Consider the following 14075-nt stretch of genomic DNA (forward strand, 5'->3'; position numbering starts at 1 on the left):
TGGATCGATACGCCGGACCTGTCGGAAACTTCAGACGGGAAGCGAGATGAATTCCTCGATGCACCTTGCACCACCTCCGCTGACAGGCGGCAAGCTGGTCCTCGCGACAATCGCAGTCGCGCTCGCGACGTTCATGAACGTTCTCGACTCTTCCATCGCCAACGTTGCGATTCCAACCATCTCGGGCAATCTCGGCGTATCCGTCGATGAAGGAACATGGGTGATCACGCTTTTCGCGGCGGCCAACGCCGTCTCGATTCCGTTGACGGGTTGGCTCACGCAGCGCGTCGGCCAGATCAGGCTATTCGTGGCCGCGATCGTGCTGTTCGTATTCTCGTCGTGGCTGTGCGGCGTCGCACCGAATTTGCTCGTGCTACTTGCCGCGCGCGTGTTGCAGGGAGCAGTCGCAGGCCCGCTCATCCCGCTCTCGCAGGCCATTCTGCTTGGCTCGTATCCGAAGGAGAGAAGTTCGACGGCGCTATCGCTGTGGGCGATGACGGCAACGGTCGGGCCGATTGCGGGTCCTGCGCTGGGCGGCTGGATCACCGACAGCTATAGTTGGTCGTGGATCTTCTATATCAACATTCCTGTCGGGCTGTTTGCCGCTGCCGTCACCTGGGTGATCTACCGCGACCGCGATTCCCTGCCGCGAAAGCTTCCCATCGACAAGGTTGGCCTGCTGTCGCTGATCGCATGGGTGGCGTCGCTGCAGATCATGCTCGACAAGGGAAAGGATCTCGATTGGTTCAACTCGCCCGTGATCTGCACGCTCGCTGTCGTCGCTGCCGTCAGCTTCCTGTTCTTCCTGATATGGGAGTTGACGGAGAAGAACCCGATCGTCGATCTTCGCCTCTTTGCGGAACGCAACTTCCGCGGCGGCACAATTGCGATCTCGGTTGCGTACGCGGTGTTCTTTTCTAATCTCGTGATCCTGCCGCAGTGGATTCAGGGTTATCTAGGCTATCGTTCGGTGGATGCCGGGCTCGTGACCGCCCCGCTCGGAATCTTCGCCGTGCTGCTCGCGCCCGTGATGGCGAAGGTGTTGCCGAAGTCCGATGCACGGCTCCTCGCGACGCTGGCGTTTCTCGGCTTTGCAGGCGTGTTCTTCATGCGTTCGCATTACACGACAAGTGTCGACCCCTATACCCTGGTGCTGCCGACGCTGTTGCAAGGCATTCCCATGGCACTCTTTTTTACGCCGCTTACCGCGATCATCTTATCGGGGCTGTCACCCGAAAAGATTCCGGCGGCCGCCGGCTTGTCCAACTTCACGCGCGTGTTCGCAGGCGGCGTCGGCACGTCGTTGATCTCGACGGGCTGGAACGAGCGCACGATTCTGCATCATGCGCAACTCGCCGAACAATCGAGCGTAAACAACCCCGACTATATGAGCTCCATCGCGAACCTTCGCGCGACGCTCGGCGGCGGTATGGATCAAGCCACAGCGTTTTTCGAACATTCGCTGAATGCGCAGGCCGCGATGCTCGGACTGAACGACATCTTCTGGCTCTCGTCGATGATCTTCATTGCGATCGTTCCGCTGGTATGGCTCACCCGGCCCGCAAAGGGCGGCGGCGCGGCGACGGCAGTTGCGCACTGAAGGAGGCACTTCCAGTGCCTGCTTACCGTCATTCGACTGTCGATAAGGTCGGCATCGTCGGCAGACACTGCAGATCGAGTGCTCTGGTGTGCTCGATCATGTAGTCGATGAACACCCGGATTCGGGCCGGAAGATGCTTGCGGCTGAGATAGCAGATGTAGTGACCGCCGTCGTCGGGTGCATGCTGCGCGAGACAGCTTAGCAGTCGTCCATCGTCAAGCAGGTCGCAGACCTGGTAGGCAGGCAACTGAGCGATGCCCAGTCCGCGGAGCACCGCCTGCAGCACCAGATCCGCGTCGTTGAACGTTTGCTGCGCGAGAGGCTGACGCCGCTGCGCGACCCCGTCGATCTTGAACTCCCATTCCCTGATGCGGCCCGAAGCCGTCCGGAAGTTGATGCAGCGATGATTCGGCAGCTCCTCGACGTGGCGCGGCAAACCGTGAATCCGTGCGTAGCCGGGTGACGCGCAGACAATCATCTGCATGGGAATCAGTTGCCGTGCCACGATTCCGCTGTCTTCCATGCGTCCCTCGCGAAATGACACGTCGATTCGATCGGCGGTGAAGTCGGCGGGCTGATCGTTCAGCAGCAATTCGAGCTCGATCTCGGGATATTGAAGATGAAAGTCATGCAGTAACGGTGCGACGACCTTGCGGCCGAATCCGGGCGTCGAACCGATGCGCAAATGGCCGCGCGGCGGCCCGTTACGCAGCTCCCGCATGTCTTCGAGCGCCTGGGCGATGCGCTCCATACCTGGCTGACAGTTCTCATAGAAGAGCTCACCCTCGCGCGTCAGCGACGTACTGCGAGTCGTGCGCAAAAAGAGACGCGTGTCGAGTCGAGCCTCGAGTTTCTGTACGTTCCGGCTGACCGAGGAGCGACCGATGCCGAGGCGGTCGCCGGCGCGGGAAAAGCTGCCTTCGCTGGCGACGGCCAAAAAAGAAACGACACAAGCAAAACTGGTCGCCATTTTGCTTGCGAACGGATCGTCCGCGCCCGAAAGGGGGAAGCGTGAGGGGTACGTTGACATGGGAGCGCAAGTCTTGGAGTCCATAAGCGAACTAGACGTATCGGCGCTGCCGTTTGTGACACGTTTGCGGCTTCATTTATTGCAGGACGTCGCGACTCGCTGCGCGGCTGATCGACTTCGATTGATGCTATTAGGACAACACAGTGAGCCTCTTTGCGTGTCTACCGGGATACGCGCCGCCGCTCTACGATGACTTCCTGCGGTGCCTTGCCGCCAACCAGATGGAGGGTGAATCATGAGGATCGTCGTCATTGGCGGTACGGGCCTGATCGGCTCGAAGACCGTCGCTATTTTGCGTCAAGGTGGCCATGTCGTCGTCGCAGCCTCGCCCAATAATGGCATCAACAGCATCACCGGCGAGGGGCTCCATGCGGCCATTGCCGGCGCGCAGGTGGTAGTCGATCTCGCCAATTCGCCCTCGTTCGAAGACAAGGCAGTGCGGGAATTCTTCGAGACTTCTGGCCGCAACGTTCATGCAGCGGAGGCCGCCGCCGGTGTCCGTCACCATGTCGCGCTGTCGATCGTCGGTGCCGACCGGACGCCCGAGAACGGATATTTCCGCGCCAAGGTTGCCCAAGAAAGACTGATCGAGGCTTCCGGCGTGCCCTACACCATCATCCGTTCGACCCAGTTCATGGAATTCCTGCGCGGCATTGCCGATGCGGGTACCGCTGGAAACGTTGTCCGGCTTTCGCCCGGTCTGTTCCAGCCCATCGCGGCCGACGATGTCGCGGCAGTCGTTGCCGAGGTGGCGCTTGCGGCACCTCGAAACGGGATCGTCGAGATCGCGGGCCCGGAGCGCGCGCCGTTCGACGAAATGATCGCTCGCTATCTGAAGGCAGTCGGTGATTCGCGCGAAGTCGTGCGCGATCCGGAGGCCCGTTATTTCGGCGGCATGGTCGAAGAGCTTTCGCTCGTGCCGTTGGGCGAGGCGCGTCTAGGTCGCGTTGGTTTTGACGAATGGCTTCGCAGCTCCGAGGTTCGCGCCTGACCCCGTCTGCGGACGCTGCAAGGCCATGACGTGCGCTGTGGCCGATGCCTTATAGCCGCCGCTTCAAATGCCGAACAGCGTCAACGAAACGGCCACGCGCGTCACGATCATCAACAGCACCTGAACGATCACGAAGAGCAGGATCGGCGACAAGTCTATGCCGCCGAAGCGCGGCAGAACGCGCCGCAGCGGATTGAGAAACGGCGCCGTCAGCTGATACAGGATTGGCATGGCGGGCGAGCTCGGATTGAGCCATGAGAGCAACGCCATCAGGATCGTCAGCCAGACGAGCAGGTTCAACGCCCATTTGATGACGGTCAGCAACGCCACGATCGCGATGACGGGCGCGAGCCCGAGCGGATCGACACCGGCGACCGATACCATCAGCACGACATAGACGATCGCCGCGATCAGCGCGGCGACCAGGCTCGCCCAGTCGATTCCGCGCGCCGTCTTGAAGACATGGCGCAAAGGCAGCACGAGCCAGTTCGTCGCGTGGTTGACCGCGTTCGAGACGGGGTTGTAAGGCGGCAAGCGTACCGCGACGATCCACGCCCGCAAAAGGAGCGCAGCCCCGAAAAGCGTGAATACGGTGTTGAGCAGAAAGCGGGCGATATCGCCGAACATCGTTGGTCCTTTCGTTCTTGGGTTCTTAGGAGAGTGCGGCGCGCCGCGCCGGTCGTCACCATATCACGGCTTACTGGCGGCTTGCACTTGCAGTGCACGGGCGAGCGAATCCTCCACGATGCGATCGATTGCATCGAGTGCCGCGGGTGGATTCGCTCGCTGCCGCGCCAGCGCCACGGCACGGCGCGTGAGCAGCCCATAAAGGGCGGCGTGGTCGCTGCCGAGTGCCTCGAAGCAAGCCAATTGCTTTTGCAGCAGCGCCGCATCGCCGCGCGAAACCGGGCCCGCGAGCGCATTGGACAGGCCTTTTTCCCGGGCAGTGTCGATGGTGCCGCTCAGCATCGGCAGCAGCGCCCGCAATGCGTCTTCCTCGCTCAATCCCAGCGTGCGCCAGAGTTCCACGGCTTCGAACAGTGCGCACAGCGCGAAGCTTGCCGCGTAGTGGGCCGCACCGTGATAGAGCATCCGTTGTCCGGCTGGAATCTCGAGCGGATGGCATGACACACTGCGCGCCAGCGTTTTCAATGCTTCGGCAAGCTCGGCGTCCGCTTCGATCGTGATCGAGCACCCCGCGATACGGTCGACATCCGCGGGGGCGCCGCTGAAGAGAAAGAGCGGATGGAAGCCGCCGGTCAGCACGCCATGCGCCGCGGCGCCGGCCAGTACGTCGACTCCGGTTGCCCCAGAACAGTGCACGAGCGCCTTGCGGGCGCCGCGCGCGATGGCGGCATCGAACCGTAATGTGTTCGCGATCGTACCGATGCTGTCATCGGGAGTCGCTAAAAAGACGATATCGGCGGCTTCGGCAACCTGTTGCGGATCCTCCACGGCCTGGCAGGCGCCGAGCGCGGCGGCAAGCTCACGCGCGGTATCGCCGTGGCGGCTCGCGACGGCAGTCACGGGATAGCCGGCGCGCGCGAAGCCGAGCGCCAGACAGCGGGCAAGCCGGCCGGCGCCAATGAAGCCGAGCCGCGGAGCGAGGGAGAACGGCATGTCGGGACAGACGGACGAAAGCAATTCGACGCAGTATCGCGCATCTGGATTGTCAGCGGCGAGCGGCGTCGCCGTTAGCCCACACTCCCTGTTTTGCGCAACCGGGGTTCGTGCCGATTTCCGGGGATCGTTTTCGGGTGTGGTATGAGAGCCAGAGCAGAGAGTGGCAGCGTAAAGAACAAGTGCGATGTGACCGCAAGGCGTCGGTCACAGGCCGCCAGGCGGGCACGGACGCCACCCGCGTCGCGCCGGTGCATGGACGAAGGTTGGAATGAGTTCGGGTTGTATTTTCGTTCCGGTGTTGCAGCCATGTATGAGAGGTCACGATGAACGTCTTTTCCTATCGCAAACACTTGCGCTTTTTGAGTCCTTCGCAACGGCGCATCTGGTGGGACCAGAAAAAGCGCCTGACGCCGCGCGTGAAGATCGGCGGCGCCTACGTGCCCCCCGCCATTACGCGCGAATTCACCTATGTGAAGGTCGGTTGACGCGGCAGCCCGGCTGCACCGCGGGTTCGTTGCGCCGCCCCGGAGTCCAACTGCCGGGGCGTGGGTCCGACACATCGTTTTGTAATCAAAGATTACCGATGAGTGTGGGCGCGGTGGCCGTCGATCGGTAAAGAGGACCGGGGGCAGTCGCTGCTTCCGCGCGGACGATGGCGCGGCCCGGCGCTGGGCGCGGAGCGCAATTGCAATTTGCAACAAATGCACACGGTGTGTGCGACGCTTTTTCTATACATTTGACATGTCAGTGCATGGGTCAGTCGTGCGCCGTCGTTGGCGCCGCACCTGCACCGCAGAGGAATAGAAATGAAAAAGCTCGTCTCGTTGATAGCAGTGGCTGCGGCCGGCGTGGGGTTCGCCGCCACGGCGCAGGCACACGTGTCGATCGGCGTCGGGATCGGTTTCCCCGTTGCGCCGGCCTATCCGGTCTATTCGCCACCGCCGCCGGTTTACTATGCGCCGCCCCCTGTCGTGTATTCGCCGCCACCGGTCGTCTATGGGCCGCCGGTCTATGTCGGCGGTTATTACGGCCGCCCATGGCACCACCATCATCGAGGCTATTGGGGCCGCCCCTGGGGCTATTGATCGCGTTTCACGCGCCGGTGCGTTCGCATCGACGCAGGTGCCGTAAAAGCGGCGCAACACATGCTTTGCCGCGGTGTTGCGCCGTTTTTTATCGACCGCCGCGCGAATGCGTCAGGCAGTTCGCGTGACATGCACGATGAGGTCTCGGTATCCGTCGACGATGACGCTATAGGACAAATAAGCGAACAGCAGCGCCGAAACGATGTGGCAGGCGCGCAAGAGGCCCGGGCCGGCGCGCTTGCGTCCGTGGCTGGCCAGTACGCACAGAAAAAGCGTCCAAGCGAGCCCGCCGAGAAAGAATCCGCCGAGAAACACGGAAGCCGCGCGCGCGTCGGTCGCGCCGGCCCGCGCGATCAGCGCACCGCCCACCGCGGCGAACCAGACGATGGCCGAAGGCGAGGAGAGGGCGAGCACAGCACCGCGCACGAACCCACGCGCCGGAGCGGACGACGCATCCGCGTGCGCCGCCGTCGATTCTGCTACGAGCGCGCGGCTCGCGAGCGCTTCGCGCGCCATCTTGCAGGTCAGGTAAAGCAGCATCGCTGCGCCACCGAGCCAGACGATCCAGCGAACGGCTTCGAAGCGCAACAGAGCGGTCATCCCTGCGAGCGCGAGCGTCGCGTAGGCCAGATCGCCGAAGCAGGACCCCAGCCCGAGCCAGAACCCGGATTTGAAGCCGTGCCGCAACGTCAGCGAAAGCATCGCGACGTTGACGAGCCCGATGTCGAGGCACAACGATAAAGACAGAAAAAAGCCGTTCGACAGCATCGATGCGGAGTGGGAGTACATAGCGGTTTTGCCGTCCGTTCGTTTGTCGGCAATCTCAACGGCCGAAGCCAAGCTGGTCCCACAGCGTATCGACGCGTGCTTTCACGGCCGGATCCATCGCGATGGGACGTCCCCATTCGCGATCGGTTTCGCCCGGCCATTTGTTGGTCGCGTCGATACCCATCTTCGAGCCGAGACCCGCCACGGGCGAGGCGAAATCGAGATAGTCGATGGGAGTGCGTTCGACGAGCAGCGTATCGCGCGCGGGGTCGACTCGTGTCGTGACGGCCCATATCACTTCCTTCCACTCGCGCACGTCGACATCCTCATCGACGACTACGATGAACTTCGTGTACATGAACTGCCGCAGAAAACTCCAGACGCCGAACATGACGCGCTTCGCGTGCCCGGCGTAGCTCTTCTTCATTTGCACGATGGCCATCCGATAGCTGCATCCTTCGGGTGGCAGGTAGAAGTCCGTGATCTCGGGAAACTGCTTTTGCAGCAACGGCACGAATACCTCGTTCAGCGCGACGCCGAGCATTGCGGGCTCGTCGGGCGGTTTTCCGGTGTAGGTCGAATGGTAGATAGCGTCGCGGCGCATCGTGATGCGCTCCACCGTGAACACCGGGAACCACTCCTGCTCGTTGTAGTAGCCGGTATGGTCGCCATAGGGCCCCTCCAGCGCATGTTCATAGGCTGCGGCGGGGCCATGCGACGGGCGCGCGGGGGCACCGGGCGGGACGGCTGTGGCGTCGCCGGCCTGGGGGTGAATGAACCCTTCGAGCACGATCTCCGCGCGTGCGGGTACCTGCAATGTGTCCACGCCGGGCGTGAGGCACTTGGCGAGTTCAGTGCGCCCGCCGCGCAGCAGTCCGGCGAACTGGTACTCGGAGAGCGTGTCGGGAACGGGCGTGACCGCTCCGAGAATCGTCGCCGGATCGGCGCCAAGGACGACAGCGACCGGGTAGGGCTGGCCGGGGTGCTTCAGCGCGAACTCGCGGAAGTCCAGCGCACCGCCGCGATGCGCGAGCCAGCGCATGATGAGCTTGTTGCGGCCGATCAGTTGTTGTCGGTAGATGCCGAGGTTTTGCCGCGTCTTATTGGGCCCGCGCGTGACCGTGAGGCCCCATGTGACGAGCGGCGCCGCATCGCCGGGCCAGCAGGTCTGGATTGGCAGCTTCGCGAGATCCACATCGTTGCCTTCCCAGACGATCTCCTGGCACGGCGGCGAGCTCACCGTCTTCGGCGTCATGTCCCAGACCGCCTTGGCGAGCGAGATCAGCTTGCCGGCGTCTTTCAGCCCCTTGGGCGGCTCGGGCTCTTTCAATGCGGACAGGAGTCGGCCGATATCGCGCAGCGAATCCAGCGCGGCACCGTCGCTCGCCGCGCCGGCACTGTCGATCCCCATGCCCAGCGCGATGCGGCGTGTCGTGCCGAAGAGGTTCGCAAGCACGGGAAACCGGTAGCCCTTCGGCGCGTCGAAAAGCAATGCGGGGCCGCCCGCGCGCAGCACGCGATCGGCGAGTTCGGTCATTTCGAGGACAGGCGACACCGGATGATCGATGCGGCGCAATTCGCCCGTTGCTTCGAGACGATCGACAAAATCACGCAAGTCTTTGTATTTCATGGATAACGGTCAGGCGGCGGCCGCCGCGCGGCGCTCGGAATGAGGGCCGTTCCCCGCTACGGCGAGGGGGCCGAATGGCCTGCGATTGTACTCGTCGAGCGCGGAATCGCGTCGTCGAAAGCGTTTTCACAATCGGCCCGAAACGCGCGTGAGGCATAGTTTTCGGCCGTTTGGGGCCTTTCTTTAATTACATTTAGTTATGAATTTGAGAATTTGTAGCATTGACGATCTATAAAAGCCTGCTAGAATCCGTCGGCATTGGCTGCTGGGCCAATGCGATTCGAGTTCTATACCCCAGTCATTGACGCACCGCGTCACCGCTCGCCGCCTTGCACGGTGCTCGGTCCGATGGTTGTTCTTGCCAGCGCTTCGTGCCGCTGGCGTTTGCGTGTGAGAGCCACCGCGTGCATGCCTTCGGGGCATGCCGACGGTCCTTTTGCTCCGATGTGGCTCTCCACACGGTCCGGTACCGTATTCGACGGTACCGTGCCGTATCCCGGCGTCGCCGCGGTCCCAACCAAGGCCGTGCACGCCTTGGCTTTCGCGATTGGCGCACCATGCGCCGCAGTACCCCTCGCGAGGCCATGCCCAATGGGAGAACTGAATGAATACTTGGTTATCGTGGCGTCCCGATGTTCGCTTCGCCCCGCTCGTGCGGGCAGCGTTGCGCCGTGGAACGCGTGTCAGCCACCATCTGTTCAGCATCGTCGGCGCCTGCGCCGTGGCGGTGGCGCTCGCGTTGTGGCTGTTGCCGACGGTGCGTGGGACGCTCGCAGCCAAGCTGATGCCGGTGCTGACGGCCGCCGTCGAGGCCGGCCCCGCGCGTCTGTTGAGCGGCCATCCCCTGCCGCCGTTCGCGCCTGCCCATGCGGCGTCCCGCGACGAGACGCTCAGTGCCAACGAAATCAACGCCGACAACGCGCGCTATGACGGCGCTTTCGATGGCAGCGGCGCGAGTGGGCTCAGTGTTGCAAGCAGCGCAACCTCGCTCGATGCACGCACGCCTACGAGCGTCGATCTGCTCGCGAAGACGATTTCCTCGCAGCGCGTTGCAGCGGAGGCGCGCGACGACCGCGTTCTCGTGTCGGTGCGCGAGCAGGCGCTCGTCGCCTCCTATCTGGCGCGCCGGTATCACGTCGCCCAGGAACCGGTCTCCGAGCTCGTGAAAGCGGCGTTCGAAACGGGCCGCCAAGTTGGCCTCGATCCGCTCTTGCTGCTCGCGGTCATGGCAATCGAATCGGGCTTCAATCCCTACGCGGAAAGCGGCGTAGGCGCACAAGGCCTCATGCAGGTGATGGCGAAGGTCCACTCCGACAAGTTCCAGTATTTCGGGGGGACGACGGCGGCACTCGAGCCGCTCGCCAATATCACGGTGGGCGCACTCGTGCTGAAGGACTGCATCGCGCGCGGCGGCTCGCTTGCCGAGGGTCTGCGCTTCTATGTCGGTTCCACCTCGCCTGACGATGGCGGCTACGGTGCAAAAGTGATGGCGGAGCGGACGCGTTTGCGCGACGTCGCGCGCGGGCGCTCGGTACCCATCAACGCGCCGCAGGCGCCGCAGCCCCAACCGCAGCGTCCTGTGGTCGCCTCGAACAAGCGTGTTCAGGTCGCGCTGAACAGCAATCATCCCGCGGCTGCCACCGTCAAGAGTACGGCGCCGGTCCGCAGCGACAGTGACACGGGCAGCGATGGCAACGCCGATGCGCAGCATGGGAGCAGCTCGGAACTTGGCGCGTAAGCCACGCCGTCCTCGCGCCCGATACATAAAAAAAGCACCCGGCCGGGTGCTTTTTTTATGGGCGATTGCCGCGGACTGCGGCGGGGTCACGGCTTATGCCGACTAGACTGACCGGCCGAAGAGCCGGCCCAGCCGAGCGACGGCTTCCTCGATGAGCGGATAGGCCGTCGCATACGACAGACGAATATAGTTGCGCGGTGCGTGAACGCCGAAATCGAGCCCGGGAACAAGCGCGACGCCCGCATCGTGCAGCATGGCCTTCGCGAGCTCGGCGCTGTCGCCGGCCGCGGGGTGCGGCACGCCGCGGCAATCCGCATAGACATAAAACGCGCCGTCGGGAACGACGGGCACCGAGAAGCCGAGCGAGCGCAGTGCCGGCACGACAAAATCGCGGCGCCGCTTGAACTCGAGCCGGCGGCCTTCGTAGATCGCGATCGTTTCGGGTTCGAAACAGGCCAGCGCCGCGTGCTGGGCCAGCGCCGATGCGCAGATGAAGAGGTTCTGCGCGAGCTTTTCGAAGGCATCGATCATCGAGGGCGGCACGACCAGCCAACCGAGCCGCCAGCCGGTCATGTTGAAGTACTTCGAAAAGCTGTTGACCGTGACCACATCGTCGCCAAACGAGAGCGCCGACACCGGACGCGCGTCGTACCACAGCCCCTGATAGATCTCATCGACGATCGTAAAGCCGCCGCGCGCGCGTACGGCATGGACGATGCGCTCGAGTTCGGCCGGAGCGATCGACGTGCCGGTAGGGTTCGATGGCGATGCGAGCAGCACGCCGCGCGTGCGCGGGCCCCAGTGCGTTTCGATGTCGCTCGCACTCAACTGGAAGCGCGCTTCGGGGCCGCTCGGCACGAGCACCGGTTTGCCTTCCGTCGCCGCCACGAAATGCCGATTGCACGGATACGATGGGTCGGGCATCAGGACTTCGTCGTCGCGATCGACGATCGCTGCGCAGGCGAGCAGCAAAGCCGCCGATGCGCCGGCCGTCAGGATGATGCGGCTAGGATCGACCGAAACGCCATAGACGCCCGCGTAGTAATCGGAAATCGCTTCGCGCAGCGGGGCGATGCCCAGCGCGCCGGTGTACTTCGTCACGCCGCGCCGCAGTACCTGCGCGGCGGCCTCGATGACAGGCTCCGGTGCGGTGAAGTCAGGCTCGCCGATGCCCATATGGATGATGTCGCGCCCCGCGCGCTCGAGCTGCGCGGCTTGCTTGGCGAGCTCCATGACGTAGAACGGGGCGATCGCGTCGACTCGCGAAGCGAGCTTGACGAGCGGTTCGGTGGCGACGGTCATGCTGATGCGCGTTCGATTTCAGTAGGAGAGGGGCGGCCCGTGGCGAGGCACGGGCGCGGCCGTTGGCTGCGGCGGCGCGTGCGCGCCCGATCAGTGGCTGCCGCGGCTTGCCTGCGCTTCGCCGGGGCGCAGCGTGATCGCGAGCTTGTCGAGCACGCCGTTCACATACTTGTAGCCATCCACGCCGCCGAACGTCTTGGCGAGTTCGACCGCTTCGTTGATGACGACACGGTAGGGGATATCGGGATGGCACTTGAACTCGTAAGCGGCGACGAGCAGCACGGCGCGCTCCACGGGGGAGAGCTGTTCGATCGGTCGATCGAGACACGGCGCGAGGGCGGCCGACAGATCGGCGGCGTCCCGGATCACGCCATGCAGCAGCGCGTCGAGATGCTCCTTGTCTGCCTTGTCGAACCCCTGCGCGCCGCGCAACTGGGCATCGATCTCACCGGCGGCGGCACCCGACAGCAGCCACTGATACAACCCCTGCGTGGCCAGTTCACGGGAGCGGCGTCGTGCACTCTTCATGCCTCGTCCTCTTCTTCCTCGTCTTCGTCTTCATCGTCGCCGCTCAGTTGCTCGAGCGCGACCGACAAATTCGCCATTTCGATCGCGACGCGCGCCGCGTCCCGGCCCTTCTCGGTCATGCGGGCAACAGCCTGGTCGTCGCTATCGGTGGTGAGCACCGCGTTGGCGACGGGAACGCCGAAGTCGAGCGCAATGCGCGTGATGCCGGCGCCGCTTTCATTCGAAACGAGTTCGAAATGATAGGTTTCGCCGCGAATGACGGCGCCAAGCGCGATGAGCGCGTCGAATTGGCCGCTCTCGGCGAGCTTTTGCAGCGCGAGGGGGATTTCGAGCGCGCCCGGCACCGTCACGAGCAGCACGTCTTCGCCCGTCACGCCGAGCCGTTCGAGCTCTTCGATGCAGGCGTCGACGAGCCCGTTGCAGACCGGTTCGTTGAAACGCGACTGGACGATGCCGATCCGCAGGCCGTCGCCGTCGAGATTCGGTTGGTATTGTCCGATTTCCATGGGGTTATCCGTGAGAAGAGAAAGGGGGCGAGTCGCAACCGATGCGGCGACGGCCGATTATGCGCTTTTCGTCGCGGCGGCGCCCGGCATCGGCACGAAACCGGTGACTTCGAGGCCGTAGCCGGACATGCTGCCGAGGCGCCGCGGGTTCGACAGTACCTGCATTTTGCCTACGCCGAGCTCGCGCAGGATCTGTGCGCCGACGCCATAGGTCTTGAAATCGACGGGCCGGCGCTTCAACTGCTCGGCCTTCTCCTTTTCGTCGAAGGCCTTGAAGACGTCGACCAGATGGTCCTTGGAATCTCCGCAATTGAGCATGACGATGACGCCGAGATCGCGCGAGGCGATTTCCTTCATGGCTGCATCGAGCGTCCACGAGTGCGTCGAGCTGCCGACTTCGAGCAGATCGAGCACCGACAGCGGCTCGTGCACGCGAACGAGCGTGTCCCGTTCGGGCGACGGTGTGCCGCGCACGAGCGCGAGATGCGGCGAGCCGCTCGGGTGGTCCTGATAAAGGACGGCACGAAACGCACCGTGCGCCGTTTGCATCGTGCGCTCGGCAACGCGCGTGACGATCGATTCGGTGCGGCTGCGGTAGTGGATCAGATCGGCGATCGTGCCGGTCTTCAGGCCGTGCTGCGCTCCGAAGTCGAGCAGATCGGGCAGACGGGCCATCGTGCCATCGTCCTTGATGACTTCGCAGATCACGGCGGCCGGTGTGAGCCCCGCGAGCGCCGTGAGGTCGCAGCCGGCCTCGGTATGCCCCGCGCGCACGAGCACGCCGCCCGGCTGCGCCATGATCGGGAACACGTGGCCGGGCTGGACGATGTGCTCGGGACGGGCATCGCGTGCGACGGCCGCTGCGACCGTGCGTGCACGGTCGGCTGCGGAAATGCCGGTTGTCACGCCCTCGGCCGCTTCGATGCTGACCGTGAAAGCCGTGCCGTACTGCGTACCGTTGCGGTAGGTCATGAGCGGCAGGTGCAGCTGCTTGCAGCGCTCCTGCGTCAGCGTCAGGCAGATGAGGCCGCGACCGTAGCGGGCCATGAAGTTGATCGCTTCCGGTGTGACGAAGTCGGCGGCCAGGACGAGGTCGCCCTCGTTTTCGCGATCCTCTTCGTCGACGAGGATCACCATGCGGCCGGCCTTCAGTTCGGCGATGATCTCGGGTGTGGAGGCGAGGGTCATGTCGGTGGGCTTGTGCTGGAAAGCGCGTATTTTACGCCAGCCTGACGGTCGTGGCCGCAATCCCGCGTCCGCGTGCGTGCATTCGT

The 14075-nt window shown here is 63.8% G+C and carries 14 protein-coding genes; 5 read left to right on the forward strand and 9 right to left on the reverse strand.

Annotation, left to right across the window (positions count from 1 at the left end):
* Window positions 1–46: 46 nt before the first annotated feature.
* Entirely contained in the window at window positions 47–1600 is a 1554-nt protein-coding gene (locus GWC77_RS19435; protein ID WP_173259730.1) for a DHA2 family efflux MFS transporter permease subunit, read from the forward strand.
* 28 nt (window positions 1601–1628) lie between these two features.
* On the opposite strand, the gene GWC77_RS19440 is transcribed toward GWC77_RS19435, so the two are convergent.
* The gene (locus GWC77_RS19440) at window positions 1629–2630 is read right to left on the reverse strand and encodes a LysR family transcriptional regulator (RefSeq protein ID WP_173259732.1); all 1002 of its coding nucleotides are present in this window, start codon (window positions 2628–2630) and stop codon (window positions 1629–1631) included.
* Window positions 2631–2865: 235 nt separating this feature from the next.
* Here GWC77_RS19440 and GWC77_RS19445 point away from each other — a divergent pair, with 235 nt between their 5' ends.
* Window positions 2866–3621, forward strand: coding sequence for an SDR family oxidoreductase (locus GWC77_RS19445; protein ID WP_173259734.1), 756 nt, complete (start codon window positions 2866–2868; stop codon window positions 3619–3621).
* A 63-nt stretch (window positions 3622–3684) separates the two neighbouring features.
* On the opposite strand, the gene GWC77_RS19450 is transcribed toward GWC77_RS19445, so the two are convergent.
* On the reverse strand, window positions 3685–4248 hold the full coding sequence (locus GWC77_RS19450; protein WP_173259736.1) for a YggT family protein: 564 nt from the start codon (window positions 4246–4248) through the stop codon (window positions 3685–3687).
* A gap of 63 nt (window positions 4249–4311) precedes the next feature.
* On the reverse strand, window positions 4312–5241 hold the full coding sequence (locus tag GWC77_RS19455; protein ID WP_173259738.1) for a Rossmann-like and DUF2520 domain-containing protein: 930 nt from the start codon (window positions 5239–5241) through the stop codon (window positions 4312–4314).
* Window positions 5242–5567: 326 nt separating this feature from the next.
* Here GWC77_RS19455 and GWC77_RS19460 point away from each other — a divergent pair, with 326 nt between their 5' ends.
* Together GWC77_RS19460 and GWC77_RS19465 are read left to right on the forward strand one after the other, a co-directional pair.
* The gene (locus GWC77_RS19460; RefSeq protein WP_173259740.1) at window positions 5568–5729 is read left to right on the forward strand and encodes a hypothetical protein; all 162 of its coding nucleotides are present in this window, start codon (window positions 5568–5570) and stop codon (window positions 5727–5729) included.
* A 321-nt stretch (window positions 5730–6050) separates the two neighbouring features.
* A complete protein-coding gene (locus GWC77_RS19465; RefSeq protein WP_173259742.1) occupies window positions 6051–6329 on the forward strand; it encodes a hypothetical protein in 279 nt (92 codons plus the stop codon).
* A gap of 111 nt (window positions 6330–6440) precedes the next feature.
* Here the strand turns inward: GWC77_RS19465 and GWC77_RS19470 are convergent, their stop codons facing one another.
* Together GWC77_RS19470 and GWC77_RS19475 are read right to left on the reverse strand one after the other, a co-directional pair.
* A complete protein-coding gene (locus GWC77_RS19470) occupies window positions 6441–7118 on the reverse strand; it encodes a LysE family translocator (RefSeq protein ID WP_173259744.1) in 678 nt (225 codons plus the stop codon).
* 34 nt (window positions 7119–7152) lie between these two features.
* On the reverse strand, window positions 7153–8727 hold the full coding sequence (locus GWC77_RS19475; protein WP_173259746.1) for a UbiD family decarboxylase: 1575 nt from the start codon (window positions 8725–8727) through the stop codon (window positions 7153–7155).
* 604 nt (window positions 8728–9331) lie between these two features.
* Between GWC77_RS19475 and GWC77_RS19480 the strand changes: the two genes are divergently transcribed.
* Entirely contained in the window at window positions 9332–10465 is a 1134-nt protein-coding gene (locus tag GWC77_RS19480) for a transglycosylase SLT domain-containing protein (RefSeq protein WP_173259748.1), read from the forward strand.
* A gap of 102 nt (window positions 10466–10567) precedes the next feature.
* Here GWC77_RS19480 and GWC77_RS19485 read toward each other — a convergent pair whose 3' ends face one another.
* The 4 genes from GWC77_RS19485 to ribBA form a co-directional block, all read right to left on the reverse strand.
* Entirely contained in the window at window positions 10568–11767 is a 1200-nt protein-coding gene (locus GWC77_RS19485; RefSeq protein ID WP_173259750.1) for a pyridoxal phosphate-dependent aminotransferase, read from the reverse strand.
* 90 nt (window positions 11768–11857) lie between these two features.
* Window positions 11858–12295 (reverse strand): transcription antitermination factor NusB, encoded by a 438-nt coding sequence (nusB, locus tag GWC77_RS19490; RefSeq protein WP_173259752.1) that lies wholly within the window; start codon window positions 12293–12295, stop codon window positions 11858–11860.
* Window positions 12292–12801: a 6,7-dimethyl-8-ribityllumazine synthase gene (gene ribH, locus GWC77_RS19495; protein ID WP_173259754.1), complete on the reverse strand. Its 510-nt coding sequence runs from the start codon at window positions 12799–12801 to the stop codon at window positions 12292–12294. The genes nusB and ribH overlap by 4 nt, the downstream gene beginning before the upstream one ends.
* A 57-nt stretch (window positions 12802–12858) precedes the next feature.
* A complete protein-coding gene (gene ribBA, locus GWC77_RS19500; RefSeq protein ID WP_173259756.1) occupies window positions 12859–13989 on the reverse strand; it encodes a bifunctional 3,4-dihydroxy-2-butanone-4-phosphate synthase/GTP cyclohydrolase II in 1131 nt (376 codons plus the stop codon).
* Between the last annotated feature and the right edge of the window lie 86 nt (window positions 13990–14075).

This window comes from Paraburkholderia sp. NMBU_R16 (genome assembly GCF_013282575.1).
Lineage (GTDB): Bacteria > Pseudomonadota > Gammaproteobacteria > Burkholderiales > Burkholderiaceae > Trinickia.

Bases quoted from the DNA above. Each gene is read 5' to 3' on its own strand.
- GWC77_RS19455 (WP_173259738.1), bottom strand. From the start codon at position 5,241: ATGCCGTTCTCCCTCGCTCCGCGGCTCGGCTTCATTGGCGCCGGCCGG.
- ribBA (WP_173259756.1), bottom strand. From the start codon at position 13,989: ATGACCCTCGCCTCCACACCCGAGATCATCGCCGAACTGAAGGCCGGC.
- GWC77_RS19440 (WP_173259732.1), bottom strand. From the start codon at position 2,630: ATGTCAACGTACCCCTCACGCTTCCCCCTTTCGGGCGCGGACGATCCG.
- nusB (WP_173259752.1), bottom strand. From the start codon at position 12,295: ATGAAGAGTGCACGACGCCGCTCCCGTGAACTGGCCACGCAGGGGTTG.
- GWC77_RS19460 (WP_173259740.1), top strand. From the start codon at position 5,568: ATGAACGTCTTTTCCTATCGCAAACACTTGCGCTTTTTGAGTCCTTCG.
- GWC77_RS19485 (WP_173259750.1), bottom strand. From the start codon at position 11,767: ATGACCGTCGCCACCGAACCGCTCGTCAAGCTCGCTTCGCGAGTCGAC.
- GWC77_RS19475 (WP_173259746.1), bottom strand. From the start codon at position 8,727: ATGAAATACAAAGACTTGCGTGATTTTGTCGATCGTCTCGAAGCAACG.
- GWC77_RS19445 (WP_173259734.1), top strand. From the start codon at position 2,866: ATGAGGATCGTCGTCATTGGCGGTACGGGCCTGATCGGCTCGAAGACC.
- GWC77_RS19465 (WP_173259742.1), top strand. From the start codon at position 6,051: ATGAAAAAGCTCGTCTCGTTGATAGCAGTGGCTGCGGCCGGCGTGGGG.
- GWC77_RS19480 (WP_173259748.1), top strand. From the start codon at position 9,332: ATGAATACTTGGTTATCGTGGCGTCCCGATGTTCGCTTCGCCCCGCTC.
- GWC77_RS19435 (WP_173259730.1), top strand. From the start codon at position 47: ATGAATTCCTCGATGCACCTTGCACCACCTCCGCTGACAGGCGGCAAG.
- GWC77_RS19470 (WP_173259744.1), bottom strand. From the start codon at position 7,118: ATGTACTCCCACTCCGCATCGATGCTGTCGAACGGCTTTTTTCTGTCT.
- ribH (WP_173259754.1), bottom strand. From the start codon at position 12,801: ATGGAAATCGGACAATACCAACCGAATCTCGACGGCGACGGCCTGCGG.
- GWC77_RS19450 (WP_173259736.1), bottom strand. From the start codon at position 4,248: ATGTTCGGCGATATCGCCCGCTTTCTGCTCAACACCGTATTCACGCTT.